Here is a 25,694-nt window from a genome sequence, read left to right as displayed (position 1 = left end):
ATCCTCCCAAGATGAGCTCGTTTGTTGCTGAACATTCCGACCCTTCGAACGCCGACCGTCAAGGCTTCTGGACCCGCCACCCCGCCGAGGTCGCGGCCGACCTGATCGGCTGGTCGGTGTTCGTGGACGGCGTGGGCGGGCGGATCGTGGAGACCGAGGCCTATCACCACGAGGATCCCGCCTCGCACAGCTACTCAGGTCCCACGCCCCGCAACGCGGTAATGTTCGGGCCGCCCGCGCACCTCTACGTCTACCGCTCGTACGGCATCCACTGGTGCATGAACTTCGTCTGCTGGTCGCAGGCGCCGGGCGGGGCGGTGCTGATCCGGGCCATCGAGCCCACGGCTGGCCTGGACGTCATGGCCCAGCGCCGCGGCCTTGGCGATCCCCGCGCCCTCTGTTCCGGCCCGGGCAAGCTCTGCGCCGCCCTCGCCGTCACCCGCGAGCACAACGGCCTGGCCCTGGACCGCCCGCCCTTCGCGCTGCGCCCCGGCGGCGCATCCGGCGTGGTCACCGGCCCCCGTATCGGCATCACCAAGGCCGCCGATGTTCCCTGGCGCTTCGGGGAAGCGGGCTCCCGCTTCCTCAGCCGGCCGTTCCCGCGGACGGCATAGCCGCGCCGCGTTCGCCGCTTGCCGGGTCGCCGTCGCCTGGGCAACGTGCGCGGAGGTTGGAGGAGAGCCAGCGATGAGCGAGACGTGGGAGGGCGGCTGCCTCTGCGGCGACGTCCGCTATCGGGCCCGCGGCGCCCCGAAGTGGGTCGCCTGGTGCCATTGCGAGAGCTGCCGGCGGCACAGCGGCGCGGCGGCCGCGGCCTTCGCCGCCTTCGACGAACCCGACCTCGAGACGACCCGCGGCGCGATCACCCGGTTCGCCTCGTCCCCCGGCATGCAGCGCGGCTTCTGCGCCCGCTGCGGCTCCACGCTCACCTGCCAGGGCGGCCAGCGTCCCGGAGAGGTGCACCTCCACGTCGGCTCCCTGGATCACCCGGAGCGCCTGCCCCCGCCGACCGCCCAGTTCTTCCCCGAGGAGCGCCTGCCCTGGTTCCCCAAGGACTGCGTGGCGCCGCGGGCCAAGCCAGCCGACGCTGGGAGCCCAGGCGCCGGCTAGGTGTTGGCCCGGTCGACAGCGGCGGACAGGGCGCTGGCAAGCGCCGCGATGTCGATCGGCTTGCCGACCATGGCGTCGAAGCCTTCCGGGGCCGCTGTGCCCTCGTCGTGGACTTCGGCGGTGAAGGCCACGACGGGGATGGCCTGGTTCGGCCCCGGCTGCGCGCGCAGGCGCCGCAGCACCTCGGGGCCGTCGAGATGCGGCATCCGAAGGTCGAGGAGCAGGGCGTCGAAGGGGTGCGCGGCGAGGTGATCCAGGGCGACGATGCCGCTCTCGGCCGTCGCGACATCCGCGCCGAGCGACTGGAGTTGCAGGGCGGCGAGTTCCCGGTTGGCCGGGTGATCGTCGACCACCAGGACCCGCACCCCAGCCAAAGGCGCCCCCTCCACAGGCGATTCCGCAGCCACCGCCGGGGTGGTGTCCGGCGTCAGCGGAAGGGTCACGTGGAAGGTCGAGCCGATCCCCAGCGTGCTCTCGACGCCGACCTCGCCCCCCATGGCCTCCGCCAGGCCCTTGCAGATGGCCAGGCCCAGGCCCGCGCCGCCCCGGCGCCCAGCGTCGGCCCCGTCGATCTGGGTGAACCGCTGGAACAGCCGCGCCATATCGGCCTCCGACAGGCCGGCGCCGGTATCCGAGACTTCGAAGCGGACCTTTGTCTCACCGGCCCGAAGCGCCCGAAGGGTGACCGCGCCGGCGTCGGTGAACTTCACGGCGTTGGCGGTGAGGTTGATCAGGATCTGCCGCAGCCGGTCGCCGTCCAGCAGCGCCATCGGCGGCAGCCGATCGTCCGCCTTGAACACGAGGGCCAAGCCCTTGGCCGCGGCCTGCCCCTCGAAGAGCTGGAGGGATTCGCGAGCAAGCTCCGCCAGCGCCGTGGGCTTCGGCCGGATCGTCACCATGCCTGACTCCAGCTTCGAGAAGTCGAGCACGTCGTTGACGATCGCCAGAAGGGCCGAGCCGGCGCCGGCGATGCGTTCCACGTAGGCGCGGTCCGACGTCGCCAGGGTGGGCGACTTGCGCAGCATGTCGGTGAATCCGATCACGGCGGTCAGGGGATTGCGGATTTCATGGCTCATGTTCGCCACGAACTGGGCCTTCACGGCGGTGGCGGCCTCCGCCGTTTCGCGGGCGGCCTTCAACGCCTCCTCCTGCTCGACCTGGCGGGAGATGTCGCGCACGACATCGATCAAGCCGTTGGGGCGTCCGGTCACCGGGTCACGGGTCAGGCTCGGCGCGGAATCCATCCATAGCCACTCACCGGTCTGGCCATGCCGGGCGCGCCAGCGGTGCCGCTTGCATGGACCGCCGGCCATCAGTTCCTTGAGGCTGCGCCACACGGCCTTGCGGTCGTCCGGGTGGACGTTGGCGGCAAACGTCGTACCGATCAGAGGCTCCGGCTCGTAGCCGATCTGGCGCACTGAGGGGCTGACGAAGGTCAAGGTCCCGTCCAGGCGCGCCATGGTGATCACGTCGACCGTCGCCTCCGCGATCACCCGGTGCCGCGCCTCGCTTTCCCGCAGGGCTGTCTCGGCGCGATGCTGGTCCGTCTGGTCCTGGATCTCAGCGATGAAGTGTGTCGGCGCGCCGTCCGGACCACGCACCATCGAGGCGGCGAGGCGGCCCCAGACCAGGGCGCCGTCCTTCCGGACGTAGCGCTTGTCCAGGGTATAGCTCTCGATCTCTCCACCGATCAGCTGGCCCAGCAGCGCGAGGTCGGTGTCTAGGTCGTCCGGGTGGGTCAGTGTCTGGAAGTCCAGGCCGAGCAGTTCCGTCGCCGTGTAGCCGAGCATTCGGGCGAAGGCCGCATTGACCCGCAGGAAGCGGCCGTCGAGGCCGACCAGCGCCTTGCCGATGGCGGCATGGACGAAGGCGGTCTCGAAGAGATCGGACTGCGCCCGCCGGGTCGTCACGTCCCGCAGGACGTTAACCGTGCCGATCACCTCGCCGCCATCGTCATGCAGAGCGCGGGGGTTGCCCTCGAGCCAGATCCACCGGCCGTCCGCCGTCCGGTACCGGTTTGCCCGCCGGCCGGGATCCTCCACCACTTCGTCCTGCAGCGTCTGCCGCTGGTTTGCGGTCACCTGCGCTAGGTCGTCCGCGTGGACGAACTCAGCCTGCTCGCGTCCGAGGAGGTCGGCCGGCTCGTAGCCATAGGCGCGGACCGCCGGCGAAACGAACACCATCCGCCCGCGGCGATCGGTTTGGAGGATGATGTCCGGCGAGCTCTCGGCGATCAGCTTGAAGCGCGCCTCGCTCTCGCGGAGCGCGGCCTCCGCCTGGCGGCGGGCTGTGACGTCGCGCAGCGCGTTCACGAACCCCAACAGTTCGCCGGTTTCGTCCCGCAGCAGCTGCGGCGCCTTCCACCCAGGCCCAGCGGCCGTCCGCACGCCGGAAGCGGTGTTGGCGGTCCGTCCCCGCGATCAGTTCGCCCCGCAGCAGCGCCGCAGTGTTTTCGGCGAACCTGCCGCGGTCCTTCGGGTGAACGAACGCCAGTCCGGTTTGCCCGACGAGGTCCTCCGGCGCGTAGCCGAACGTACGGATGGCGGGCGAGGCATAGGTGATCGTGCCCGCGCGATCCACGCTGACGATGATGTCGCCCGTACCTTCCGCGATCCGGCGCACCTCGTGATCGCTCGCTGAGTTCATCCCCCGTCCCGACGCTCAGGGCCGACCCTGTTCCAAGCTAGGCCGCGCGCAGTTTCGTTCGCATGACCTCGTTCTTCCAGCATTTTGAGCACCACAGCGTCGAACGGTCGCGGGCAACCCGCCGCGGCGCGCCCGTTCCGGCGCGCTTCACCTTGCGGCCGCCAAGGCTGTAGACCCGCCGCCATGGTCTTCTTGATCGCGAACGTCGCCGGCCCGTCGCCCGCCACCGCGCCAACATCCAGCGCCTGATCGCGGGGACGGAGCCCCGTCTGGGCCAGGCGCCGCGCGCCTAGTCCTGCGGCTTCGGGCCAAGCAGGGGCATCACCTCCACCCCGTCGCACGGGAAGATCGTGCAGTGCGGATGGCCTTCGAACAGCTTGGCCGCCGCCTCGTGAGATGGTGCGCGCACGACCATGAACACCGTCAGCTGGTTGACCACGTCCGACACGCCCTCGGCCGTCGTACGCTTGGTCGGACCCAGCGGGCCGCCGGGGTAGACAATCACGTCGCGGTGCGCCGCGTCCCAGGCCGCCAGCGCCGCCAGCCCGACCTCGTCCGTCCGCCGCCGCTCCTCGTCGGTCATGGCGTACCAGGCCCGCCAGCGGGGGCCGTTCTTGTCGCTGGTGAACACCGCCAGGTAGTGATCGTCGTCAGCCATCTCGTGCTCCTTCCTATTGCGCATCCGCTTCGGCCTGCTCGTCCGCCCCCGTTCTCAGGGCGCCAGGTCGATGGCGGCGCGGTAGCTGCCGTCCATGTAGAAGGGGACAGAGGTGTGCTCATGGATGATGCGCCAGCCGCGGTCGTCCCGCGCGAGCGCATAGGTGGCCCGCATCCACCAGCTCGCTTCCTCCCCGCCGCGCGTGGTCTGGACGTGCACCAGGCCGTGACAGACGGCCAGGTCGCCGCTGACCTTGATCTCGAAATCGGACGCGCTTTGCTCGACCGGGCCGTCCCAGCCGGCAAGCCAGTCGGCCAGACCCCGGCCGTCGAAGCCATGGGCGAGCGGCGGAGCGAGGTCGAAGATCCGCGCGTCCGGCGCGAACAGCGCGCCGACCGCCGCGGCGTCTCGCGCGCGCAAGGCTTCGGAGAGCGCCTCGAACACGGCCTCGACCTGCGTGGAAGAGCGATCGTCGGTCTGCATGGATTTTCCTCCGGTTGGGCCCGAAGGACGAACGAGGCCGCCCGATCCCGACACGCGCCGCGGACCTTATCCCGCGCCCCCGCCCCGAAGGGGGCGGCCCTGGCGTCCGGCGGCGAAACCGGCGGCGCCCTGACGCCGGGCGGCCTATCCCCGGTCTTCCGCCAGCGTGTGCGCGACGATGGCGTTGGCATGCCCGTGTCCCATGCCGTGCTCGCTCTTCAGCATGGCCACGAGCTCCATGTGCTTGGCCGGACACCGCTGGCGGACCAGCGCCTGCCACTCCGAGATCGGGCGCCCGTAGGTCTTCTCGATCGAGGGGAAGTAGGACTGGGGTCCCTTGATGCGCTCATCGGCCATGGCACGATCCTCCTGCTCTCGCTCTTGATGACGAACGGCGCGCCGCCCGGCCGACACGCGCTCTGGCTTTTTCGTGCCGCCGGGAGCCCTGGCGGCGGAGGCCGAGCACCAAAGCGCCGAGCGGAACGGGCCGCCGCTGCGGCCCGCTCGCCTGGATTTTCGGCCGGAGCCCGTCCGCCTAGAGCTGGGCCAGCATGTAGTCGGCGGAGGAGACCTTGAATTCGCCGCCCGCCTCGACGTTCAGCTCGCTGACAACGCCGTCCTTGACGATCATGGAATAGCGCTGCGAGCGCTTGCCCATGCCGAACTTGCTGCCGTCCATGGCCAGGCCCACGGCGTCGGTGAAGGCGCCGTTGCCGTCGCCGAGCATGACGATGTCCTCGCCCACCGCCTGGTCTTCGCCCCACGCGCGCATGACGAAGGCGTCGTTCACCGACAGGCAGGCGATCTCGTCGACGCCCTTGGCCTTCAGGTCCGGCGCATGCTGCTTGAAGCCCGGCAGGTGCTTGGCCGAGCAGGTGGGGGTGAAGGCGCCCGGCACGGCGAACAGCGCCACCGTCTTGCCCTTGAAGAAGTCCTCGGTCTGGACGGGCTTCGGCCCCTCGGCCGTGGCCTGGGTCAGGGTCACGTTGGGCAGCTTGTCGCCAACCTTGATCGTCATCGGAGGTCTCCTTGAGCGGTTTCGATGCGCAGATAACGGGAACGAGGCCCTGCGGTAACCTCGTTTTCCGCAGATAGGGGCTTCCACCCCTTGATGTCGCCATCATCCGGCAGAATCTGTGGATCGATGGAAGGTGGTTTCCTCTCGGGGCAGATGCTCATCGCCATGCCGGGGATCGGCGACCCGCGGTTCGAGCGGTCGCTGGTGCTACTGTGCGCGCACGATCACGACCATGCCATGGGCATCGCGGTGAACCGGCCGATCGAGGGGCTGACGGTGCCCGATCTGCTGGAGCGGCTCGAGATCAAGGCCGACGCCGACGTCGACGAGGATCTGGTGCTGCTGGGCGGGCCGGTGGAGATGGAGCGCGGCTTCGTCGTCCACACCGACGACTACCACGCCGAGCACAGCCTGGACCTCGGCGGGGGCCTGTCGCTCACTACCACCCGCGAGGTGCTGGAGGCCATGGGCCGGCGCGATCCCCAGCCGCGGCGGGCGATCCTGACACTCGGGTACGCGGGATGGGGCGCAGGCCAGCTGGAGCGCGAGATCCGCCAGAACGTGTGGCTGACCGTCGAGGCGGACGAGGCCCTGGTCTTCGACGACGACTACGACACCAAGTGGGCGCGGGCTCTCGGCAAGTTGGGTATCGATCCGCAGTTCCTGAGCGCCGAGGCCGGACAGGCCTGAGGCGTCAGCCGCGGGCCTTCACCGGCGCCGCGCCGTCGACATAGCTCTCGTTGAGGTAGACCTCGGCCTCCTGGGCCGAGAGGGCCGGGGCGTAGCCGAACCCCTGGCCGTAGTCGCAGCCCAGCGACAGCAGGTGGCGCGCCATGCCGGCGTTCTCGACGCCCTCGGCCACCACTTCCATGTCCAGGTCCTGGCCCAGCTTGACCACCGAGGAGACGATCTTCGCCGAGCCCTCGTTGGTGGCCATGGTGCGCACGAAGTAGCGGTCGATCTTCAGAGTGTCGAACGGCAGCCGGGTCAGGTAGCTCAGCGACGAGAAGCCGGTGCCGAAGTCGTCCAGGGCCAGGGCGGCGCCCGCGGCGCGCAGCGAGCGCAGGATCACGGCGGCCTTATCCGGGTCGCGCATGACGTCGCTCTCGGTGACCTCCAGCTTCAGCGCGCCAGGCGGCAGGTCGGTCTCGCGGCGGATGTGCTCCACGTCCGACACCAGGTCGGGGCGCTCCAGCTCGCCGGTGGACAGGTTCACCGCCACGGTCAGCTCGCCGGCCGCGCGGTGGCGCTTGCGCCAGGTCCCGAGCTGGCGGGACGCCTCGCGCATCATCATGGCGCCCAGCTCGGGCATCAGGCCCATCTCGTCGCAGAGCGGCAGGAACTGCTCGGGCATCAGGAGCCCCCGGCGCGGGTGGCGCCAGCGGACCAACGCCTCGAAGCCGGACAGGGCGCCGGTCGAGAGGCGCACGATCGGCTGATAGAAGGGGGTCAGCTCGCCCCGGCGCAGGGCGCCCTTGAGGTCGCCTTCCAGGGCCAGCCGCGACAGGCCATCGGTTTCCAGGCTGCGGCCATAGGCGGCCGCGCCGCCGCGGCCGTTGCTCTTGGCCGCTTCCACCGCCAGCTCGGCGCGGCGCAGCAGTTCGGCGGCCTCCGGGGCTTCCTCGCCACCCGGCGCCTCGACGGCGCCGATGGAGAGGGTCGGGTGGATGTCGAAGCCGGCCACGCGCAGCGGCTGCTCCAGCGCACGGCGCAGCGTCTCGGCGCCCGGCGAGGCGGTGACGGGGGCCAGGGCGGCGAACTCGTCCTCGCCGATGCGGGCCAGAAGAGCGCCCGGCGGGAAGGCGGCGGCCAGGCGCGAGCCCAGCGCAGCCAGCACCAAGTCGGCGCGCTCGTGGCCCAGGGCCTCGTTCAGGCGGCGCAGGCGGTCCAGGTCGGCGACGATCAGCTCGTACTGACCGGGCGTCTGCAGCCGCTCGCGCGCCAGGGTGATGAAGCTCTTGCGGTCGGCCAGGCCCGTCAGGTGGTCGAGACCCGAGGCGGCGAACCGAACCTCGGCGGCCACCACGCCCGCGGCGCGGACGCCCTCTTCCAGCCACACGCCCCGCCAGATGCAGGGGCTGCCGCCGCGCAGGCGCAGGCGGACGGCCACCTCGCCGCCTGGGGGCTGCTGGCGCAGGATGTCTTCGGCGATGGCGCGGTCCTGCGGCAGGGCCAGGGCGCGGAGGGCGGCGGACGAGCAGTCGGGCGCGAGCGGACCCAGGCCCAGGGCGCGGGTGGCCCCGGTCAGGCGCAGGCGATCCTTCTCCGGCTCCCAGACCCACAGCGCGACCTCCGCCGCCCCGAGCGCCTCGAGCGTGGCCGTCGCGTCCCACATCCAACGGTCGTTGGCCATTCCGTCCCGAATTCGAGTCCGTGTTTCGGGGCATGGGCCTAGACCGACACCCCCTCGTCCGGCCCCTCGCGATCCCGGTACGGGGTCACCAAGCCGAACAGAACATGGTCTCGCCAATCGCCGTTAATTTTAAGATAAGCCTGCGCGAATCCCTCCTCCTGGAACCCCGCCTTCCTGAGCAGGGTCCGGGACGGCTGGTTGTCGGGAATGCACGCCGCCTCCAGGCGGTGGAGCCCCAGGGTCCGGAAGGCGAACTCCGACAGCGCCCGCACGGCGGCCAGGGTCAGCCCCTGGCGGACGTAGGGCCGGCCGCACCAGTAGCCCACCGACCCCATCTGGGCCACGCCGCGCCGGACGTTCGACAGGGTGATGCCGCCGGTCAGCGCATCGTCCGAGCTGCGGAAGATGAAGAAGGGATAGGCCAGCCCGATCTCGCGGTCGCGGGCATAGGCCAGCAGGCGGCGGCGGAAGGCGGCGCGGGAGAGGTCGTCGGCGGGCCAGGTCGGCTCCCACGGCTGCAGGAACCCCCGGCTCTGGGCCCGCAGTTCCCGCCACTCGGCGAAGTCGCCGGCGCGCGGCGGACGCAGCCAGACGCCCTGGCCTTCGACACGAAGGCCGCTTTCCGGCGCGATCCAGTCCAGCAGGGCCATGGACGCCGAGCCTCGCGCAATTCGGCGCGGGGTCAAGAGGCGCGGCTTTCGGCTCCGGTCACACGCCGAACAGGGCCTGTTCGAACCGCTCCGCCGCCGGCAGCGAGGCCTTCGGCCCAAGGATGGCGGTGGCCGACCGGGCAGGGGCCAGGATCTTCGCCACCAGATCGGCGATCTGTCCGGGCGTCACGGTGTCGACCTCCGCGGCCACCGCCTCCGGGTCCAGTGTCTCGCCGAACAACAGCACCTGGCCGGCGGCCTGTTCGGCGCGCGCCAGCGCCGACTCGCGGCCCATGAACATCGAGCCCTTGAGCTGGGCCTTGCCCCGCGAGAGCTCCACGTCGCCGACCGGATCGGCCAGCAGGCGGATCTGCTGGGCCGTCACCTCGGCGAGCTCGCCGGCGTCCTTCGCGTCGCAGCCTGCGAACACGCCCAGGATCCCGGTGTCGGCATAGGTCTCGGAATAGGCGTCGATGGCATAGGCCAGGCCCCGCGCCTCGCGCGCCTCCTGGAACAGCCGCGAAGCCATGCCGCCGCCCAGGATCTCGGCCAGCAGGCGCAGGGCGAAGTAGTCCGGGTCCTTCACCCCCACCGCCGGCAGCAGGAACACGAGGTTCGCCTGCTCCAGGCGCTTGGCCACGGTGCTGGTCCCCCCAGCGAACGCGGCCGGCTCGGCCGCCGCCAGCCCCTCGCCCGCCGCCGCGCCGAAGTCGCGCTCGGCCAGGCGTAGCAGCTCGTCCTCATCCACCGCGCCGGCGGCGCTGACCACCAGGGTCTCGGGCGCATAGAGCGCGCTGCGCCAGGCGCCCAGGGTCTGCGGCGTCGCCGCCTTGATCGACTGTACCGTGCCCAGGATCGGCCGGCCCAGCGGCTGCCCGGCAAAGGCGGCGGCCTGGGCCAGTTCGAACACCAGATCGTCCGGGGTGTCGGCGGCCTCGGCGATCTCCTGGCCCACCACCTGCTTCTCGCGGGCGAGGTCGGCGGCGTCCATGGTCGGCCGCAGGACGAGGTCCGAAATCACCGACGAACCGAGGTCCAGTCCGTGCTTGAGGGCGCGGACCTGGAAGCTGGTCCGCTCGTAGCCCGTGGCGGCGTTGATGTGCCCGCCCTCGGCCTCGATGACCTCGACGATCTGCTTGGCGGAGCGGCCGCCGGCCCCCTTGAACACCATGTGCTCGAGCAGGTGCGACCAGCCGGAGTGGGCGGCGTCCTCGAACCGCGCGCCGCGGCCGGCGACCACCGACAGCGCCACCGTCTGCCAGCCGGGCAGCGGGTCGCAGACCACCCGCACGCCGTTGGCCAGCCTATGAACCCTGGGACCCGTCACCGCTCGGCGAACGCGCGGACGTAGGCCTTGATGGTGTCGGCCTCGCCGGGCAGGCGGTCGAAGCGTTCGGGCCGCCCGGCCATGCTGGCGAAGCCGCGCGGCAGTTGCGGCTCGACACCGCACGCCTTGGCGACGTCCTCGGGGAACTTGGCCGCGTGCGCCGTCGACAGCACCACGGCCGGCCCCTCCAGCTCCACATGGCGCAGGGCGGAGACGGCCACCGCCGTGTGCGGGTCGATCAGTTCCCCGGTCTCGTTCAGGGTGGAGACGATGGCGCGGAGCGTCTCGTCCTCGCCGATGCCGACGCCGGTGAAGGTGGCCTGCATGGCCGACAGCGCGCCCGGCGGAATGTCGATGACGCCCACCTTTCCGAAGGCCTCGAACGCGCGGGCCGTCTCGACCGCCTCGCGCTGCACGCCCTCGAAATAGAGCCGCTCGAAGTTCGAGGCCGACTGGATGTCCATGGCCGGCGACAGGGTGGGCTGCACGGTTCCGCGGGCGTAGCGGCCGGTGGCGAAGGCGCGCGCCAGAATGTCGTTGGAATTGGTCGCCACCACGATCCGCTTGATCGGCAGGCCCATCTTCATGGCCACATAGCCGGCGAAGGCGTCGCCGAAGTTGCCGGAGGGGACCACGAAGTTCACCTCGCGGTCCGGCGCGCCCAGCGCCGCCGCCGTGGTGAAGTAGTAGACCGCCTGGGCGGCGATGCGGGCGAAGTTGATCGAGTTCACCGCCGCCAGGTCCACCGCCTGCCGCAGCGCCTGGTCCTGGAAGGCGTTCTTCAGGATCGCCTGGCAGTCGTCGAAGGTGCCCTTCACCGCCACGCAGGCGATATTCGTCTCCTCGGCCGTGGTCATGAACCGGCGCTGGACCTCGCTGATCCGGCCCTCGGGGAACATGACCACCACCCCGACATTCTTCGCGCCCCGGAACGCCTCGACGGCCGCGCCGCCGGTATCGCCGGAGGTGGCGCAGAGGATCGCCTGCCTGCGCCCCTGCTTGCCCAGGATGTGGTCGTACAACCGGGCCAGGATCTGCATGGCCACGTCCTTGAACGCGAGGCTGGGGCCATGGAATAGCTCGGCGATGAAGGTCTGCGGCGCGATCTGCACCAGCGGCACCACCGCCTTGTGGCTGAAGGTCCCGTAGGCCTCCTCGCACATGGCCCGCATGTCGGCGGCGCCGATCTCGTCCCCGGCGAACTTGCCCAGCACCGCCGCCGCCACCTGGGCGTAGGGCATGCCGGCGAAGGCGGCGATCTCGTCGCGCGTGAAGGTCGGCCACGCCTCGGGCACATAGAGGCCGCCGTCCGGGGCGAGCCCGCCCAGCACCGCATCGGTGAAGCCGACCTGGGCGGCCTGGCCGCGGGTCGAGACGTAGCGCATCTATTTCTTCCGGCGTTTGAAGAGCATGGCGGCATAGACGCCGAGCAAGGCAGCGGCAAGGCCATACCAGGTCAGGGCGTACTCCAGGTGCCGGTTGGAGATGACCGCGGGAATGGGGGCCGGGACGAGGGCGCTCCACGCCGGATTGGTGGCCGTCTCGGCCATCAGGAACAGGGGCGCAGGATCGGGCGACCCCAGGGCGGCCGCCATCGCCGCCACGTCGCGGGTGTACCAGCGGGCGGGCTGGTTGGGCGGGGAGAAGCTGTTGCCGGGCTCGGGCTCGCGCAGCACCCCGGTCACCTCCACCGGAGCTGCGGCGGCGCGGTCGACCGGCGGCCGGGCGGAGACGGTGTCGGCGACGAAGCCGCGGTCCACCAGGATCGTGCGGTAGCGAGCGCTGTCGGTCCTGCACGCCGAAATGAGCCGGACGCCCGGCTGTCCGTCGCGCAGACCATAGAGCTCGAGATAGGGCGCGGTCGCGATCCCGGGACAGATCGCCCTGACCCGCGTGAAGTCCGCATCGCCGCCCTGGGCCACGCGGTCCAGCACCGGGCCCAGCGGCTGGGCGGGGGCGGCCTGGAGGGCGTCGATGCGGGCGAGGAGATCGCGCTTCCAGTGGAGGCGCTGGAGCTGCCAAGTCCCGAGAGCCAGCAGGATCGCCAGGGCGATCGCGGTCGCGACCGTCAGCCCGACCGGGAACCCCCGGCCGCGGTCAGTGGTCATGGCGCGCTTCGGACGCCCGGTTCATGAACTGCGCGGCGAGCATGGCGCCCTTGAGCGGACGCATCAGTCCCAGCGAAAGAATCAGCGTCGCCGGGAGCCAGAGGATCAGGTGGACCCAGATCGGCGGGTGGACCGTGAACTCGGTGAAGACGGCCGCGAAGGCCACGGCGAAGCCCGCGATCAGGATCACGAACACCGCCGGGCCATCGCCCGAGTCGGCCTTGGAGAAGTCGTAGCCGCACGCCTCGCAGGCGGGCGCCACCTTCAGGAAACCGTCGAAGAGGAAGCCCTCTCCGCAATTGGGGCAGCGGCCGGAAAGGCCCGCCAGCAGCGGATGGGGCTTGCTCACATCCCGGGCCTTTAGTGCGCCGGCCCGCCGAAGATCACGTAGATGAAGGCGAACAGGAACAGCCACACCACGTCGACGAAGTGCCAGTACCAGGCGGCCGCCTCGAAGCCGAAGTGCTGCTTGGGCGTGAAGCCGCCGCGCATCAGGCGCACCAGGCACACCAGGAGGAAGATGGTGCCGATGAGGACGTGGAAGCCGTGGAAGCCGGTCGCCATGAAGAATGTCGAACCGTAGAGGCCCGAGTTCTCCTGGCCCTCGGCGCCGAAGAAGTACTTGTGCTCGAGGATGTGCTGGTACTCGTAGACCTGGACGGCCGTGAACAGCACGCCCAGGAGGACGGTCAGCAGCAGGCCGACCTTGGCGCTCTTGCGGTCGCCGACCTGGAGCGCGTGGTGGGCCCAGGTGACCGTCGTGCCCGACAGCAGCAGGATGAGGGTGTTGACCAGCGGCAGCTGGAAGGCCGGCACGGTCTCGATGCCCTTCGGCGGCCAGGCGGCCCAGGCGGTCGCGACTTCCTCGATGGGAGCCAGCGTCCGATTCCCGTGGAACAGGGCCATCTCGAAGAAGATCCAGAACCACGCAACGAAGAACATCACCTCCGAGGCGATGAACAACACCATCCCGTAGCGCAGGCCGATGGAGACGACCGGCGTGTGGTCGCCCGCGTTGGCTTCCTTGATCACGTCGGCCCACCAGCCGACCATGGTGAAGAGGACGCCGGCCAGGCCCGCGAAGAACAGCCACGAGCTGTGCTGAGGCAGGCCGAACAGGCCCTTCATCCACACCACGCCGCCGATCGCCATCACCGTCGCCGCGATGGAACCGACGAGCGGCCACGGGCTCGGATTGACCAGGTGGTAGTCGTGCTTCACGCCAGCGGCCATTGCTGCCTAACCCCTCAGATATCCCCCACGCGCCAGCGGACTCGCGCGCAGCAAACTTTCGGGACGCTATAGCCCTCGGGCGAACGGTTCGCCAAGGGGGAAAGGCCCGTCCCCGGCCTCCTTGTGCCGCGTCAGCCGCCCTTGTGCGGGCTGGGCGGCGCAGCCTGCGCCTGCTTCGAGGTGCTGGGGAAGAAGGTGTAACTCAGCGTCACCTCCTGCTTGCCCTTGGTGTTGATGTCGTCGACGAACTTCGGGTCGACGTAATAGAGCACCGGCATGTCGATCGTGGCGCCCGGCGCGATGGTCTGATCCTCGAAGCAGAAGCACTGCAGCTTCTGGAAGTAGGGCCCCGCCTGCTCGGGCACGACGTTGAACAGCGCCCGGCCGGTGATCGGCTTGTCCGAATTGTTCGTCACCTTGAAGAAGGCGATCTTCGTCTCGCCGATCTTGGCCTCCTGGGAGACCTGTTCGGCGGTGAAGGTCCAGGGCAGGTCGCGGACGTTGGCGTCGAAGCGGATGGTCAGCGTCCGGCCAAGCACCGTATCCGCGGCGGCGGTCGCGCGCCGGGGGGTGCCGTCGAAGCCGGTAAGCTGGCAGAAGGCGCGATAGATCGGGACCGCCGCGAATGAGGCGCCGATCATGCCGAAGAACGTGAAGGCGCAGATGACCGCGACCTTGGCGTTCCGCTTGCGCTCGATCTCAGAAAGGCCGGTCTGCGACACTTGCACCCATCCTCACCACGGTGACCACATAGACCAGGATCACGAACGCCACGAGCCCTAGGGCGATGGCGATGTTGCGGCCCCGTCGGGCCTTGGCGGCGGCTTCGTCCTCGCGGCCGGGATCGCTCATCGGAACAGCTCCAGGGGGCGCGCGCCCATCAGGTGTTCGGCCAAAAGGGTCGCGAACAGCAGCGCCAGGTACAGGATCGAAAAGGCGAACAGGTTGCGGGCGTCCCGCGCGCCGGCCCGCACGTCGTAGAGGCCGTCGTCGTTGCGGGGATCGGCCGCCTCGCCCGCCCGGCTGCGGTAGAGCCGCCAGGCCAGCAGCAGGAACACCAACCCGCCCAGGGTGGACACCGCCAGGTAGCCGAGGCCGCCCAGGCCCGTGAAGGCGGGCGCCACGCAGACCGGGATCAGCAGGAGGCTGTAGATCAGAATCTGGAGGCGCGTGGATGAGGCGCCCTTGACCACGGGCATCATCGGCACGCCGGCCTTGGCGTAGTCCTCGGACGTATAGAGCGACAGGGCCCAGAAGTGGGGCGGCGTCCACATGAAGATGATGGCGCACAGCAGCCAGGCGTTCAGCGGCGCCGTGCCGCTCGCCGCGGCCCAGCCGATCACCGGCGGCAGCGCGCCGGCCAGCCCGCCGATGACGATGTTCTGCGCGGTCCACCGCTTCAGCCACATGGTGTAGACCACGGCGTAGAAGACGATGGTGAAGGCCAAGAGGCCCGCGGCGAACCAGTTCACCGCCATCCCCATCAGCATCACCGAGAACAGCGACAGCACCACGCCCAGGGCCAGGGCGTCGGCGCCCTGCACCCGCCCCGCCGGCACCGGACGGCCGCGCGTGCGGCGCATCTTCGCGTCGATGTCGGCGTCGTACCACATGTTCAGCGCGGCGGACGCGCCGGCGCCCACGGCGATGCACAGCACCGCCACGGCCGCCAGGATCGGGTTGATCCGGTCCGGCGCGCAGACGAGCCCGGTCAGGGCGGTGAAGATCACCAGCGACATCACGCGCGGCTTCAGCAGCTGGAGGAAGTCCTGCCAGCGGGCGATCGCGCGCGGATTGGTGTGGGCCGTGGCCATGGCCATGCGATCTTACTCTCAGAATGTCCGAAGGGCGCGCACCGTCCGGCGCGCGCCCCCCGAATGTGGTCCCGGACGGGGCCGCGGGTCCTTAGTGGACGTCGGGCTTGACCACCGGCAGTTCGTTGAACTGGTGGAACGGCGGCGGCGAGGACAGCGTCCACTCCAGCGTCGTGGCGCCTTCGCCCCAGGGGTTCGCCTCGGCCTTGCGGCGACGGACAGCCGCCTCCAGCAGGATGAACAGGAACACCACCACGCCCACGGCGGTGATCACGTAGCCGTAGGTCGAGATCTTGTTCCAGTAGGCGAAGCCTTCCGGATAGTCGATGTAGCGGCGCGGCATGCCCTGGAGGCCCAGGAAGTGCTGCGGGAAGAAGATCAGGTTCACGCCGACGAAGGTGATCCAGAAGTGCACGGCGCCGAGGAACTCATTGTACTTCACGCCCCACATCTTCTCGAACCAGTAGTAGAAGCCCGCGAAGATCGCGAACACGGCGCCGAGCGACAGCACGTAGTGGAAGTGGGCCACCACGTAGTAGGTGTCGTGCAGGCTGTAGTCGATGCCGGCGTTGGCCAGAACCACGCCCGTGACGCCGCCCACCGTGAACAGGAAGATGAAGCCGATCGCCCACAGCATGGGCGTCTTGAAGTCGATGGAGCCGCCCCACATCGTGGCGATCCAGCTGAACACCTTCACGCCCGTGGGCACGGCGATCACCATGGTGGCGGCCACGAAGTAGGCGCGCAGCTCGATGCCCATGCCGACCGTGTACATGTGGTGCGCCCACACGACGAAGCCGATGAAGCCGATGGCGACCATGGCGTAGGCCATCGCGAGGTAGCCGAAGACCGGCTTGCGCGAGAACGTGGCCACGATGTGCGAGATCATGCCGAAGCCGGGCAGGATCAGGATGTACACCTCCGGGTGCCCGAAGAACCAGAACAGGTGCTGGTACATGACCGGGTCGCCGCCGCCGGCGGCGTCGAAGAAGTGCGTGTTGAAGTTGCGGTCCGTGAGCAGCATCGTGATCGCGCCGGCCAGCACGGGCAGCGAGAGCAGCAGCAGGAACACGGTCACCAGCACCGACCAGACGAACAGCGGCATGCGGTGCAGGGTCATCCCCGGCGCGCGCATGTTGAAGATCGTGGTGATGAAGTTGATCGAGCCCAGGATCGAGCTGGCGCCGGCCAGGTGGACCGACAGGATCGCCAGGTCCATCGACGGCCCGGTGTGGCCCGTGGTGGAGAGCGGCGGATAGAGCGTCCAGCCGCCGCCGAAGCCCTTGCCCGGGCCGCCGTCGACGAACATCGAGCAGAGCAGCAGCACCCAGGCCGCCACCAGCAGCCAGAAGGAGATGTTGTTCATCCGCGGGAAGGCCATGTCCGGCGCGCCGATCATCAGCGGCACGAACCAGTTCCCGAACCCGCCGATCATCGCCGGCATGACCATGAAGAAGATCATGATCAGGGCGTGGGCGGTGACCACGGCGTTGTAGCCGTGCTTCGAGGCCTCGATCATCCCCAGGCTGTCCAGCAGGCTGCCCTTGGTGAAGACCTGGATGCCGGGCTCCATCAACTCCCAGCGGATGAGGCCGGACAGGGCGCCGCCCACGATCCCCGCCATGATGGCGAAGATGATGTAGAGCGTGCCGATGTCCTTGTGGTTCGTGGAGAAGAACCAGCGGACGAAGAACCCGGGTTTGTGCTCCCCGTGGTCGTCGTGGTGATCGTGAGCGGCGGCTTGAGCCATCTTACGCGGATCCTGAGGTTATTTCGCAGCCGGCGCCGAGGGCGCAGGCGTGGTGGCGGCGGCGGGAGCCTTGGGCTCGGGCGTCGCGGGAGGCGGAGCGGCGGGATTGACCTGCGAGGTCGCGGCGGCCGGCTGGCCCGCGGCGGCGGCGTCCGCGGCGGCCGGGGCCGCGGCGGAAACGGCCGGCGCAGCGCCCGCCTTGGAGCCGCCCTTGCTGGCGACCCAGGCGTCGAAGTCGGCCTGGCTCACCACGCGGACCTCGATGGGCATGAACGCGTGGTCCACGCCGCACAGCTCGCGGCAGTTGCCGTAGTAGGTGCCGATGCGGTTGGCCTTGAACCAGGTCTCGTTCAGGCGGCCCGGGATCGCGTCGGTGATGACGCCGAAGGAGGGCACCGCGAAGGCGTGGATCACGTCGGCGCCGGTCACCTGGACCCGCACCACCTTGTTCACCGGCACCACCATCGGCTCGTTGGCGGCCAGGCGGAACGGCACGTCCTTCGCCTTGGCTTCGTCTTCCGGCAGCATGTTGGAGACGAACTCGCCGATCTTCTGGTCGGGGTACTCATAGCCCCAGTACCACTGGTAGCCCGTCGCCTTGATGGTCAGGTCCGGCTTGGGCATGTCGTTGTAGGCGAACAGCAGCCGGAACGAGAAGATCGAGATGAAGACCAGGATCAGCACCGGCGCCAGGGTCCACACCACCTCGATGAGCGTGTTGTGGCTCCACTTCGCCGGCACCGGATTGGCGCGCTTGTTGTAGCGCACCACCACCCAGACCAGCAGGGCCAGCACGAACAGCGTGATGACCGTGATGATCGGCAGCAGGATCACGTTGTGGAACCAGATGGCGTCGTCGCGCAGGGGCGTCACGCCCGGCTGCAGGTCGATCGCCTTGTCCGTCGGCTGGCCGAACTTGTCGGCGGCCATCGCCGCGGCGCCCCAGAACGCCGTCGCCGCGCCCGCGAGGGCCCCCGCCGCCCGCGTCCGCAATCCGTGAAAGCTCGACTTCATGTCCCCTCGGTCTATCTGGCCGGGGACCCCGCGAACCGGGCGGGCGCCTCCGACGACTTCGGAACGGGACGCGCAGACGCAGCTTTCGCGACGCCCGATCGGCCCCTTCGCGGGGGTCCATACGCGCATCCCTGGAGCTTGCCAAGGCGTTGGCGGCCCTTACGGGGGGTGGTTCCGCCGCACCCCGTTATCGGAGGCCGTTCCCGATACGCCTGAGCCCCGACGAACGGGGCGCGATCCAGCGTGAATTCGATCGGCGGGCCAACATGACGCAGGCCTGGCCGGAGACACCCTGGGCCAGAAGGCTCGGAATGGTCCGCAAGGGCGGGACCGAATCGGCTGGCCGCCGGTCGGCGAAGACGATCCTGGTGACATGTCGCGGGTGACGCCGCCGGCCTGGGCGCCTATCTTTGGCCGATGAACGCTCCTGTCCCCGCTCCCTCGATCCTCGATTCCGCCGGCGTCGACCCGGCCCGCGCCCGGGAGATCCTCGGCGACGCCCTGGCGGGCGCAGACGACGGGGAGCTGTTCGTCGAGCGCTCCGAGAGCGAGTCGTTCCTGTTCGACGACGGCCGGCTGAAGTCGGCCTCCTACGACGCCACCGAAGGGTTCGGCCTGCGGGTCGTGGCGGGCGAGACCGCCGGCTACGCCCATTCGTCCGAGATCTCGGAAGCAGCGATCCGTCGCGCCGCCGACTCCGCGCGGCTGGCCAAGCGCGGCTATGCCGGCACGGCCGCCGAGTCCCCGCGCGCCACCAACGCCAAGCTCTACGGCGAGGACAATCCGCTCGCCTCGCCCGCCTTCTCGGACAAGGTCGCCCTGCTCCAGGAGATCGACGCCTGGGCCCGCGCCCGCGACCCGCGCATCGTCCAGGTCATGGCCGCCATCGCCGGCGAGCGCCGCACGGTCGAGATCCTGCGCGCCGACGGCCGGCTGATCCGCGACGTTCGCCCCCTGTGCCGGATCAACGTGCAGGTGACGGTCGAACGCGATGGCAAGCGCGAGAACGGCTACACGGGCGCCGGCGGCCGCGCCGGCTTCGAAGCCTGGATCAGCCCCGACAAGTGGCAGGCCCAGGTGGATGAGGCGCTGCGCCAGGCGCTCACCAACCTCGACGCCGTCCCCTGCCCCGCGGGCGAGATGGACGTGGTCCTGGGCCCGGGCTGGAACGGCGTGCTGCTGCACGAGGCCGTGGGCCACGGGCTGGAAGGCGACTTCAACCGCAAGGGCACCTCTGCCTTTTCCGGCAAGATCGGCGAGCGGGTGGCCGCCCCGGGCGTCACCGTTTTCGACGACGGCACGCTGCTGAACCGCCGCGGCTCGCTGACCGTCGACGACGAGGGCACGCCGACCGAACGCACCATCCTGATCGAGGACGGCATCCTGGTGGGCTACATGCATGACCGGATGAGCGCCCGCCTGATGGGCCTGTCGCCCACCGGCAACGCCCGCCGGCAGTCGTATGCGCACATGCCCATGCCGCGGATGACCAACACCGGCATGCTCGGCGGCGACACCCCGCGCGAGGAGATGATCGCCTCGACGAAGCGCGGCCTCTACTGCGCCAACTTCGGCGGCGGCCAGGTGGACATCACCAACGGCAAGTTCGTGTTCCAGTGCACCGAGGCCTACCTGATCGAGGACGGCAAGCTGACCACGCCGGTGAAGGGGGCGACCCTGATCGGCGACGGACCCTCAGCCCTGACGCGCGTCACCATGATCGGGGACGATTTCGACTTCGATCCCGGCGTCGGCGTCTGCGGCAAATCGGGCCAGAGCGTTCCGGTCGGCGTCGGCCAGCCGTCGCTGAAGATCACCGGCCTGACGGTCGGCGGCACCGCGGTTTGAGCCAGCCGGCCGAGCCCTTCTCCGCCACCGGCCGCTGCCTTTGCGGCCAGGTGAGCTGGGGCGTGACCGGCCGCCTGCCCCCCGTAGGCTTCTGCCATTGCTCCCAGTGCCGGCGCGTATCCGGCACGGGCTCCAACGCCGTCCTCTCGGTCAAGGCGGACAGGCTCGTCTGGCTGTCCGGCGAGACGGCGTTGAAGGCTTACGCCCTGCCGTCCGGCTGGAGCACCACCTTCTGCGAGACCTGCGGCTGCCCCACGCCGCACCTGGGTCCGCACGGCCGCTGGTTCGTCCCGGCCGGCAGCCTGGATGATCAGCCGGACCTCGCCATCGCGGGCCATATCTTCGTCGCGGACAAGCCCGGCTGGGCTGTCATCGGCGACGAAGCGCCTCGGTTCCCCGCGTGGCCGCCGAAGGCCTGATTTCGGCAATTATGTCTCAGAATTAATGCACCTTACGGCCATTTAACTCGCCCGCGTAACATTGCACGGGCACCTCTTCCCGTGACTTGGGGAGAGTTTTCGCATGTTGCTTATGCACCTGCTGGCGCAGGCGGCCGTCGCCGCCGCGCCGGAAGCCGCCGCCACGCCGCAGGAGGGGGTGATCGCCTATCCGGCGGCGTTCTTCGCGGCCCAGCAACCGTCCAACGCCCACGAGATGGTGCTGCGCCTGCCTGGCTTCGCCTTCGATGACGGCGATGAGATCCGCGGGTTCGAGGGCGGCGGCGGCAACGTGCTGATCGACGGCCAGCGACCCACCAGCAAGACCGACGACCTGGAAGAGATCCTGCGCCGCCTGCCCGCCAGTCAGGTCGAGCGGATCGACGTCATCCGCGGCGGCGCGCCCGGCATCGACATGCAGGGCAAATCGGTGATCGCCAACGTCGTGCGCAAGCAAGGCGTGGGCGGCTTCCGCGGCCTGTTCGCCGTGGCCACCAACCACATCTACGACGGACGCGACCTGCACGGCATGCGCCTGGAGCTGTCGGGCGACAAGGACGGACGCAGCTGGGAGACCTCCGCCCGCTACGGCTTCGGCGCGGACGACGGCGCCGGCGATGGTCCGGGCATCCGCATCCGCCCGGACGGCGAGGTGCTGCGCCGTTCGGATATCGATTCCGAGGGCACCGAGGGCAACTACACCCTGACCGGCGCCTACGCCCAGCCGCTGGCGGGAGGCAAGGTGCGCCTGAACGCACGCCACTACGGCGCGAAGTTCAAGTTCGAGCAGGACGAGGTCATCAGCTTCCCCGCGCCCGGGCTGATCACCATCGACGACAACGTCCGCCTGTTCGAGAACGAGATCGGCGGCCGGTTCGATCGCGATTTCGGCGCCCGCACCAAGCTGGAGCTAGTCGGCCTGCACCAGACCCGGGACCGCGAGGTGATCTCGCAATCGGCGTTCGGTCCGAACGGCGGCCTGTTCGCCCTGGAGCGGGAGACCAGCGAGACGATCGCCCGTTCGGTGCTGAAGTACCGATTCAACGACAAGCTGTCGCTGGAGGCCGGCGCTGAGGGGGCGTTCAACCAGCTCGACAGCACCACGATCTACACCGAGAACGGCGTGCCCCAGGACCTGCCCGCGGCCAACGTCACCGTGGAAGAGAAGCGCGGCGAAGTGTTCGGCAAGGCGGTGTGGCGGCCCACCTCGCAATGGACGGTGGAAGGCGGTCTGCGCTTCGAGGGCTCCAAGATCTCCTCCGACGGCGACGTCGCGCTGGAGAAGACCCTGCACTTCCTCAAGCCGCGCCTCCTGGTCTCGTGGTCGCCGACCCCGAACACCCAGCTCCGCGCGCGGTTCGAGCGGGTGGTCGGCCAGCTCGACTTCGCCGACTTCGTGGCCGACTCCAGCTTCAATTCTGGCTCCGGCGTCACCGCCGGCAATCCGGACCTGGAGCCCGAGCAGGCCTGGGTCGCCGAGGTCGCGGTCGAGCAGCGCTTCCTGGGCGATGGCGTACTGGTGCTGACCGCCCGCCATTCCGAGCTGAGCGACGTGGTCGACGTTGGCCCCCTGCCCGGCCCCGGCGGCGCGGTCTTCGACAGCCCCACCAACATCGGCAGCGGCACGAAGGACGAGATCAGCGCCGAGCTGACCTTGCCCCTGACCCGCTTCGGGCTGAAGGGCGCCCAGCTCAAGGGCGACATCACCAAGCGTTGGTCCAGCGTCAGGGACCCGACCACCGGCCGGAAGCGCGAGATCTCCGACCTGCACCCGCTCGACTGGAACGCCACCTTCAGCCACGACCTGCCCCAGTGGCGGCTGAGCTATGGCGTCGACGCCTACGGCGCCTGGCGCGAGACGTCGTACCGGGTGGCGCTGATCGAGACGGTGAAGCTGAAGACCTACGTGCGCCCCTTCGCCGAATGGCGGCCGCGGCCCGACATCCAGGTGCGGTTCGAGCTGCCCAACGTCACCTCGCGCGGGCTGCGCCGGACGGTCCAGGTCTTCGACGGCTCGCGGAAGACGAACCCCATCGCGACCCGGATCGACGACCAGGATATCCAGTTCGGCCGGATGTACTACGTGCGGATCCGCAAGACCTTCGGGGCCTGATCCCGGCGCCCGGAAACAAGGAAGGCCGCGGATCGCTCCGCGGCCTTCGTCGTGTCTGGCGCGGTGTCTACGCCTCGCGGTCGGCGCGCATCGCGGCCGGATTGACCGCCTGGCGCTCGCCGTCGAGGACTGGGGCGATCGGCTCGGGCTGCGGATGGTTCGCCGGGTCGTTCACCCCATGCGCCCAGCCCTTGATGAAGAAGCTGAGCACGATGAAGCCGACGCCGATCCCCATGCCCCACAGGCCCAGCATGTTGAAGACCGCCAGCGAGCTCTCCAGCGAGGCCTTGGGGTCGGTGACCTGGCCGCCCACGGTGTGGGTGCCGGCCATGGCGGCGATGGTGCCGCCCACGTACTGGGCGATGGACGAGGCCAGGAACCACACCGCCATCATGAACGAGACCACCTTGGCCAGGGACAGTTTGGTGATCTCGGACAGGCCCACCGGCGAGAGGAAGAGCTCGCCCGTGGTGTGGAACATGTAGAGCAGCGCCAGGAAGATCATCGGCAGGCGGTACTGGTCGTCGGCGAAGCCGGCCCCCCAGACCACGATCATGAAGCCCAGGCCCACCTGCAGAAGCCCCAGGCCGAACTTCAGCGTGGGGTTGGGGTCCCGCTTGCGCGCGGCCAGCCAGGCCCAGGCCGCGGCGAAGATCGGCGCGAAGATCAGGATGTAGCCGGCGTTGAACGACTGGGTCTGGGCGGCGGTCACGCCCACCAGGTCCACGTTGCGCGCCGCGAACAGGTTGAGCGAGGTGCCCGCCTGTTCGAACAGGGTGAAGAACACCACCGCCCCCAGGATCAGCACCACCGCCAGCATCATCCGCTGCCGCTCGACCCAGGTCTTGCAGACGAAGGCGATAACGTAGGCGATGAACAGGAACGCCAGCGCCGAGGACCAGGTCAGGGCCGTGCCCACCACGTCGTTGCGCTGGACTAGCCACCAGATCGGCAGCACCCCGGCCACGCCGGCCAGGTAGATCAGCCATTCGCGGTTGATCGGGCCCGCCAGGGGCTTGGCCAGCAGCTCGGGATTCGGCGGCTCGCCCTTGCCCTCCAGGTGCTTCTTGCCCAGCACGAAGACGATGAAGCCGGCCAGCATGCCGACGCCGGCCAGGCCGAAGCCCGCCCACCAGCCGAAGTTGGTGCCCAGCAGGCCGCACAGCACCGAGGCCCAGAACGCCCCCAGGTTGATGCCGTAGTAGTAGAGGGTGAACCCGGAATCCCGCCGCGGGTCGCCCTGGGGATAGAGCTGGCCCACGATCGTGGAGATGTTCGGCTTCAGGAAACCGACGCCCATGATGATCAGCGAGACGGCCAGGTAGAAGGCGTTCTTGCCCAGGAGGTCGACCTGGTTCTTCAGCTCGTACGAGCCCTCGGGCAGCACGGCCGGCAGGGGTCCGCCCGCCGGAAGGTTCTTGATCTCCAGCCCGCCCGCGGCCGCAGGACCGAACTCATAGGGCTGGCCCGCCACCATCAGCCGGACGTCGCGGTTCTCCATCCGCCCGTCCAGGACCACCTCGTAGGTCTGGCCGGCGTAGGTCAGCGTCTGCTTCGCGGGCGCGCCTTCGAACGCCATGGTCAGGTGGCCGGCCACCAGCAGCAGGGCGCCGAACGCCACCGCCTTGCGCGTGCCGAGATACCGGTCCGCCAGGATGCCGCCCAGCAGCGGCAGCAGGTACACGAGCGAGGTGTACGACCCGTACTGCAGGTTCGCCGTCTCGTCGTCGAACAGCAGGTGCTGCGTCAGGTAGAAGATCAGGATGCTGCGCATCCCGTAGTAGGAGAACCGCTCCCACATCTCGGCGAAGAAGAGGATGATCAGGCCGCGCGGGTGGTTGCGCAGCAGCTGAAGCAGCACGGGGACGCCGGTCGCGAGCGTGACGACGATCCCGAGAAGGACGATCAAATTCATGTGGAGAGGGTTCCGCTTCCCTAAAAGCTCGCGTGCAGGCGAACGCCCCGTTCCCGTTCACGCGGATTGTGAAGGGCACAAAACCACTTAGGTCGCCCCAGCACAAGCAAGGCTGCGCCCGCAGGGGCCCTGGCGTCGACGAACGCTGCCCCCATATGCGACGCAGCCCGAACGCGGCCGATGCGTTCACTCCCGCGAGGAGGACGTCCCGCATGAAGATTCCCGGCCCCGACCACCCCATCACGATCACGCCTGCGACCCGCCGCTGGCGCGCGCGCTTCTACGGCCACGTGATCGCCGACAGCGCCAACGCCCTGGTCCTGAAGGAGGCGACCTATCCGCCGGTGGTCTACTTCCCGCGCGACGATGTTTCGATGGAGTACATGTCCCGAACGGACCGCACGACGCACTGCCCCTACAAGGGCGACGCCAGCTACTACACCCTGCTGATGGACGGCCATTTCGCCGAGAACGGGATCTGGACCTACGAGGACCCTTATCCCGCCATGAGCGCCATCGCGGGTCATCTGGCCTTCTATCCGAACCAGGTGGAGCTCTATGAAGTCGACGATGCGGCGGTGAATCCGAATCCCGCCGAGGCGCCGCAAGAAGCGCGCTCGGTGGACGAGATCGTGCAGCACACCGACGCCGGCGGCGGGAACGCCCAGCGCGAGCATTGGGAGCCGAACGTCTCCACCCCCGGCCTGGAAGGCGGCGTCCGCTAGCCCGGCGCCTTCTGGGTGCGGGCCAGTTCGCCGCCCGTGTAGGCCATCTCGTCGGTGACTTCCCGGACGCACCAGGCCGGGATCTCCACCTTCATGGCCGCCATGCGGTTGGTCGCCTCGCACTCGGCGGTCACCAGGCCCTCGAGCGCGCCTTCGAAGACGTCCACCACGAACGCGCCAAGCTTGTGCCTCAGCTTGGCGATGCGCGCGCCCGACAGCTTCGACATCACCTCATACTCCTCGGCGCTGAGATAGAGGTTGGTCATCGGGCCGATCAGCGGGTTGTCCGGGGCATACTTCTTGGCGAGCTTGAATTCGCGGTCGCCGCTGGACAGGTGGGTGATCGCGCGCAGGCGCAGGCGGCCGCCGTCGATGTAGAGATCCTCGATCCGCCGCGCGCCCGCGGCGTCCAGGCCGGGCATGTTCGCGGGATCCACCAGGAACCGCCGCTCGGCGACCCAGTGGGCGTACTTCGGAAGCTTCACCGGCATC

The 25,694-nt window shown here is 69.5% G+C and carries 26 protein-coding genes and 1 pseudogene; 7 read left to right on the top strand and 20 right to left on the bottom strand.

The window, feature by feature from the left end:
• Nucleotides 1-11 precede the first annotated feature (11 nt).
• Entirely contained in the window at nucleotides 12-614 is a 603-nt protein-coding gene (locus A2790_RS12165) for a DNA-3-methyladenine glycosylase (protein ID WP_293391834.1), read from the top strand.
• Nucleotides 615-687: 73 nt separating this feature from the next.
• A complete protein-coding gene (locus A2790_RS12160) occupies nucleotides 688-1,110 on the top strand; it encodes a GFA family protein (protein WP_293391833.1) in 423 nt (140 codons plus the stop codon).
• Here the strand turns inward: A2790_RS12160 and A2790_RS12155 are convergent.
• From A2790_RS12155 to A2790_RS12135, 6 genes and pseudogenes are all read right to left on the bottom strand, one after another.
• Nucleotides 1,107-3,497, bottom strand: a complete 2,391-nt coding sequence (locus A2790_RS12155) for a PAS domain S-box protein (protein WP_293391830.1) — start codon at nucleotides 3,495-3,497, stop codon at nucleotides 1,107-1,109. The genes A2790_RS12160 and A2790_RS12155 overlap by 4 nt on opposite strands.
• A 1-nt stretch (nucleotide 3,498) precedes the next feature.
• A pseudogene (locus A2790_RS24445) lies at nucleotides 3,499-3,756 on the bottom strand (PAS domain-containing protein); the annotation flags it as partial.
• 289 nt (nucleotides 3,757-4,045) lie between these two features.
• The gene (locus A2790_RS12150; protein ID WP_293391827.1) at nucleotides 4,046-4,414 is read right to left on the bottom strand and encodes a hypothetical protein; all 369 of its coding nucleotides are present in this window, start codon (nucleotides 4,412-4,414) and stop codon (nucleotides 4,046-4,048) included.
• A gap of 54 nt (nucleotides 4,415-4,468) precedes the next feature.
• Nucleotides 4,469-4,897: a nuclear transport factor 2 family protein gene (locus A2790_RS12145; RefSeq protein WP_293391824.1), complete on the bottom strand. Its 429-nt coding sequence runs from the start codon at nucleotides 4,895-4,897 to the stop codon at nucleotides 4,469-4,471.
• A gap of 144 nt (nucleotides 4,898-5,041) precedes the next feature.
• Entirely contained in the window at nucleotides 5,042-5,254 is a 213-nt protein-coding gene (locus A2790_RS12140) for a DUF4287 domain-containing protein (protein ID WP_293391821.1), read from the bottom strand.
• A 178-nt stretch (nucleotides 5,255-5,432) separates the two neighbouring features.
• On the bottom strand, nucleotides 5,433-5,915 hold the full coding sequence (locus A2790_RS12135; RefSeq protein ID WP_293391818.1) for a peroxiredoxin: 483 nt from the start codon (nucleotides 5,913-5,915) through the stop codon (nucleotides 5,433-5,435).
• Between the two features lie 126 nt (nucleotides 5,916-6,041).
• On the opposite strand from A2790_RS12135, the gene A2790_RS12130 reads away from it, so the two are divergent.
• Complete coding sequence (locus A2790_RS12130) at nucleotides 6,042-6,605, top strand: YqgE/AlgH family protein (RefSeq protein WP_293391815.1); 564 nt, start codon at nucleotides 6,042-6,044, stop codon at nucleotides 6,603-6,605.
• A 4-nt stretch (nucleotides 6,606-6,609) separates the two neighbouring features.
• On the opposite strand, the gene A2790_RS12125 is transcribed toward A2790_RS12130, so the two are convergent.
• The 12 genes from A2790_RS12125 to coxB all read right to left on the bottom strand — a co-directional run bounded on the left by A2790_RS12125 (nucleotide 6,610) and on the right by coxB (nucleotide 18,164).
• Nucleotides 6,610-8,268 (bottom strand): bifunctional diguanylate cyclase/phosphodiesterase, encoded by a 1,659-nt coding sequence (locus tag A2790_RS12125; RefSeq protein ID WP_293391812.1) that lies wholly within the window; start codon nucleotides 8,266-8,268, stop codon nucleotides 6,610-6,612.
• A 38-nt stretch (nucleotides 8,269-8,306) separates the two neighbouring features.
• Nucleotides 8,307-8,918, bottom strand: coding sequence for a GNAT family protein (locus A2790_RS12120; protein WP_293391809.1), 612 nt, complete (start codon nucleotides 8,916-8,918; stop codon nucleotides 8,307-8,309).
• A gap of 58 nt (nucleotides 8,919-8,976) precedes the next feature.
• Nucleotides 8,977-10,245 carry a pitrilysin family protein gene (locus A2790_RS12115; protein WP_293391806.1) on the bottom strand — a complete coding sequence of 423 codons (1,269 nt, stop codon included), beginning with the start codon at nucleotides 10,243-10,245 and terminating at the stop codon, nucleotides 8,977-8,979.
• Nucleotides 10,242-11,630 (bottom strand): threonine synthase, encoded by a 1,389-nt coding sequence (thrC, locus tag A2790_RS12110; RefSeq protein ID WP_293391803.1) that lies wholly within the window; start codon nucleotides 11,628-11,630, stop codon nucleotides 10,242-10,244. Before thrC ends, A2790_RS12115 begins: the two co-directional genes overlap by 4 nt.
• The gene (locus A2790_RS12105) at nucleotides 11,631-12,353 is read right to left on the bottom strand and encodes an SURF1 family protein (protein ID WP_293391800.1); all 723 of its coding nucleotides are present in this window, start codon (nucleotides 12,351-12,353) and stop codon (nucleotides 11,631-11,633) included.
• Entirely contained in the window at nucleotides 12,343-12,702 is a 360-nt protein-coding gene (locus A2790_RS12100; RefSeq protein ID WP_293391798.1) for a DUF983 domain-containing protein, read from the bottom strand. The genes A2790_RS12105 and A2790_RS12100 overlap by 11 nt, the downstream gene beginning before the upstream one ends.
• Nucleotides 12,703-12,713: 11 nt before the next feature.
• Nucleotides 12,714-13,586, bottom strand: a complete 873-nt coding sequence (locus tag A2790_RS12095) for a cytochrome c oxidase subunit 3 (RefSeq protein WP_293391796.1) — start codon at nucleotides 13,584-13,586, stop codon at nucleotides 12,714-12,716.
• Between the two features lie 131 nt (nucleotides 13,587-13,717).
• Complete coding sequence (locus A2790_RS12090) at nucleotides 13,718-14,308, bottom strand: cytochrome c oxidase assembly protein (protein WP_293391793.1); 591 nt, start codon at nucleotides 14,306-14,308, stop codon at nucleotides 13,718-13,720.
• Nucleotides 14,286-14,438 (bottom strand): hypothetical protein, encoded by a 153-nt coding sequence (locus A2790_RS12085; protein ID WP_197422513.1) that lies wholly within the window; start codon nucleotides 14,436-14,438, stop codon nucleotides 14,286-14,288. Before A2790_RS12085 ends, A2790_RS12090 begins: the two co-directional genes overlap by 23 nt.
• Entirely contained in the window at nucleotides 14,435-15,406 is a 972-nt protein-coding gene (gene cyoE / locus A2790_RS12080) for a heme o synthase (protein ID WP_293391789.1), read from the bottom strand. The genes A2790_RS12085 and cyoE overlap by 4 nt, the downstream gene beginning before the upstream one ends.
• A gap of 85 nt (nucleotides 15,407-15,491) precedes the next feature.
• The gene (gene ctaD, locus A2790_RS12075) at nucleotides 15,492-17,150 is read right to left on the bottom strand and encodes a cytochrome c oxidase subunit I (protein WP_293391786.1); all 1,659 of its coding nucleotides are present in this window, start codon (nucleotides 17,148-17,150) and stop codon (nucleotides 15,492-15,494) included.
• Between the two features lie 18 nt (nucleotides 17,151-17,168).
• The gene (gene coxB / locus A2790_RS12070; protein WP_293391784.1) at nucleotides 17,169-18,164 is read right to left on the bottom strand and encodes a cytochrome c oxidase subunit II; all 996 of its coding nucleotides are present in this window, start codon (nucleotides 18,162-18,164) and stop codon (nucleotides 17,169-17,171) included.
• A gap of 417 nt (nucleotides 18,165-18,581) precedes the next feature.
• On the opposite strand from coxB, the gene tldD reads away from it, so the two are divergent.
• The 3 genes from tldD to A2790_RS12055 all read left to right on the top strand — a co-directional run bounded on the left by tldD (nucleotide 18,582) and on the right by A2790_RS12055 (nucleotide 22,562).
• Entirely contained in the window at nucleotides 18,582-20,012 is a 1,431-nt protein-coding gene (gene tldD / locus A2790_RS12065) for a metalloprotease TldD (RefSeq protein WP_293391781.1), read from the top strand.
• Nucleotides 20,009-20,431: a GFA family protein gene (locus A2790_RS12060; RefSeq protein WP_293391779.1), complete on the top strand. Its 423-nt coding sequence runs from the start codon at nucleotides 20,009-20,011 to the stop codon at nucleotides 20,429-20,431. Before tldD ends, A2790_RS12060 begins: the two co-directional genes overlap by 4 nt.
• A 103-nt stretch (nucleotides 20,432-20,534) precedes the next feature.
• Nucleotides 20,535-22,562 (top strand): TonB-dependent receptor, encoded by a 2,028-nt coding sequence (locus tag A2790_RS12055; RefSeq protein ID WP_293391776.1) that lies wholly within the window; start codon nucleotides 20,535-20,537, stop codon nucleotides 22,560-22,562.
• A gap of 67 nt (nucleotides 22,563-22,629) precedes the next feature.
• Here the strand turns inward: A2790_RS12055 and A2790_RS12050 are convergent, their stop codons facing one another.
• Nucleotides 22,630-24,477 (bottom strand): oligopeptide:H+ symporter, encoded by a 1,848-nt coding sequence (locus tag A2790_RS12050; RefSeq protein WP_293391773.1) that lies wholly within the window; start codon nucleotides 24,475-24,477, stop codon nucleotides 22,630-22,632.
• 212 nt (nucleotides 24,478-24,689) lie between these two features.
• On the opposite strand from A2790_RS12050, the gene A2790_RS12045 reads away from it, so the two are divergent.
• Complete coding sequence (locus tag A2790_RS12045) at nucleotides 24,690-25,202, top strand: DUF427 domain-containing protein (RefSeq protein WP_293391770.1); 513 nt, start codon at nucleotides 24,690-24,692, stop codon at nucleotides 25,200-25,202.
• Here the strand turns inward: A2790_RS12045 and A2790_RS12040 are convergent.
• Complete coding sequence (locus A2790_RS12040) at nucleotides 25,199-25,693, bottom strand: hypothetical protein (protein ID WP_293391767.1); 495 nt, start codon at nucleotides 25,691-25,693, stop codon at nucleotides 25,199-25,201. The two genes, A2790_RS12045 and A2790_RS12040, sit on opposite strands and share 4 nt — an antisense overlap.
• Nucleotide 25,694 lies beyond the last annotated feature (1 nt).

This window comes from Phenylobacterium sp. RIFCSPHIGHO2_01_FULL_69_31, assembly GCF_001824475.1.
In the GTDB taxonomy this organism is placed as follows: domain Bacteria; phylum Pseudomonadota; class Alphaproteobacteria; order Caulobacterales; family Caulobacteraceae; genus Phenylobacterium.
Note: the sequence above shows the minus strand (reverse complement) of the source record. Positions and strands in the feature narration are given on the sequence as shown.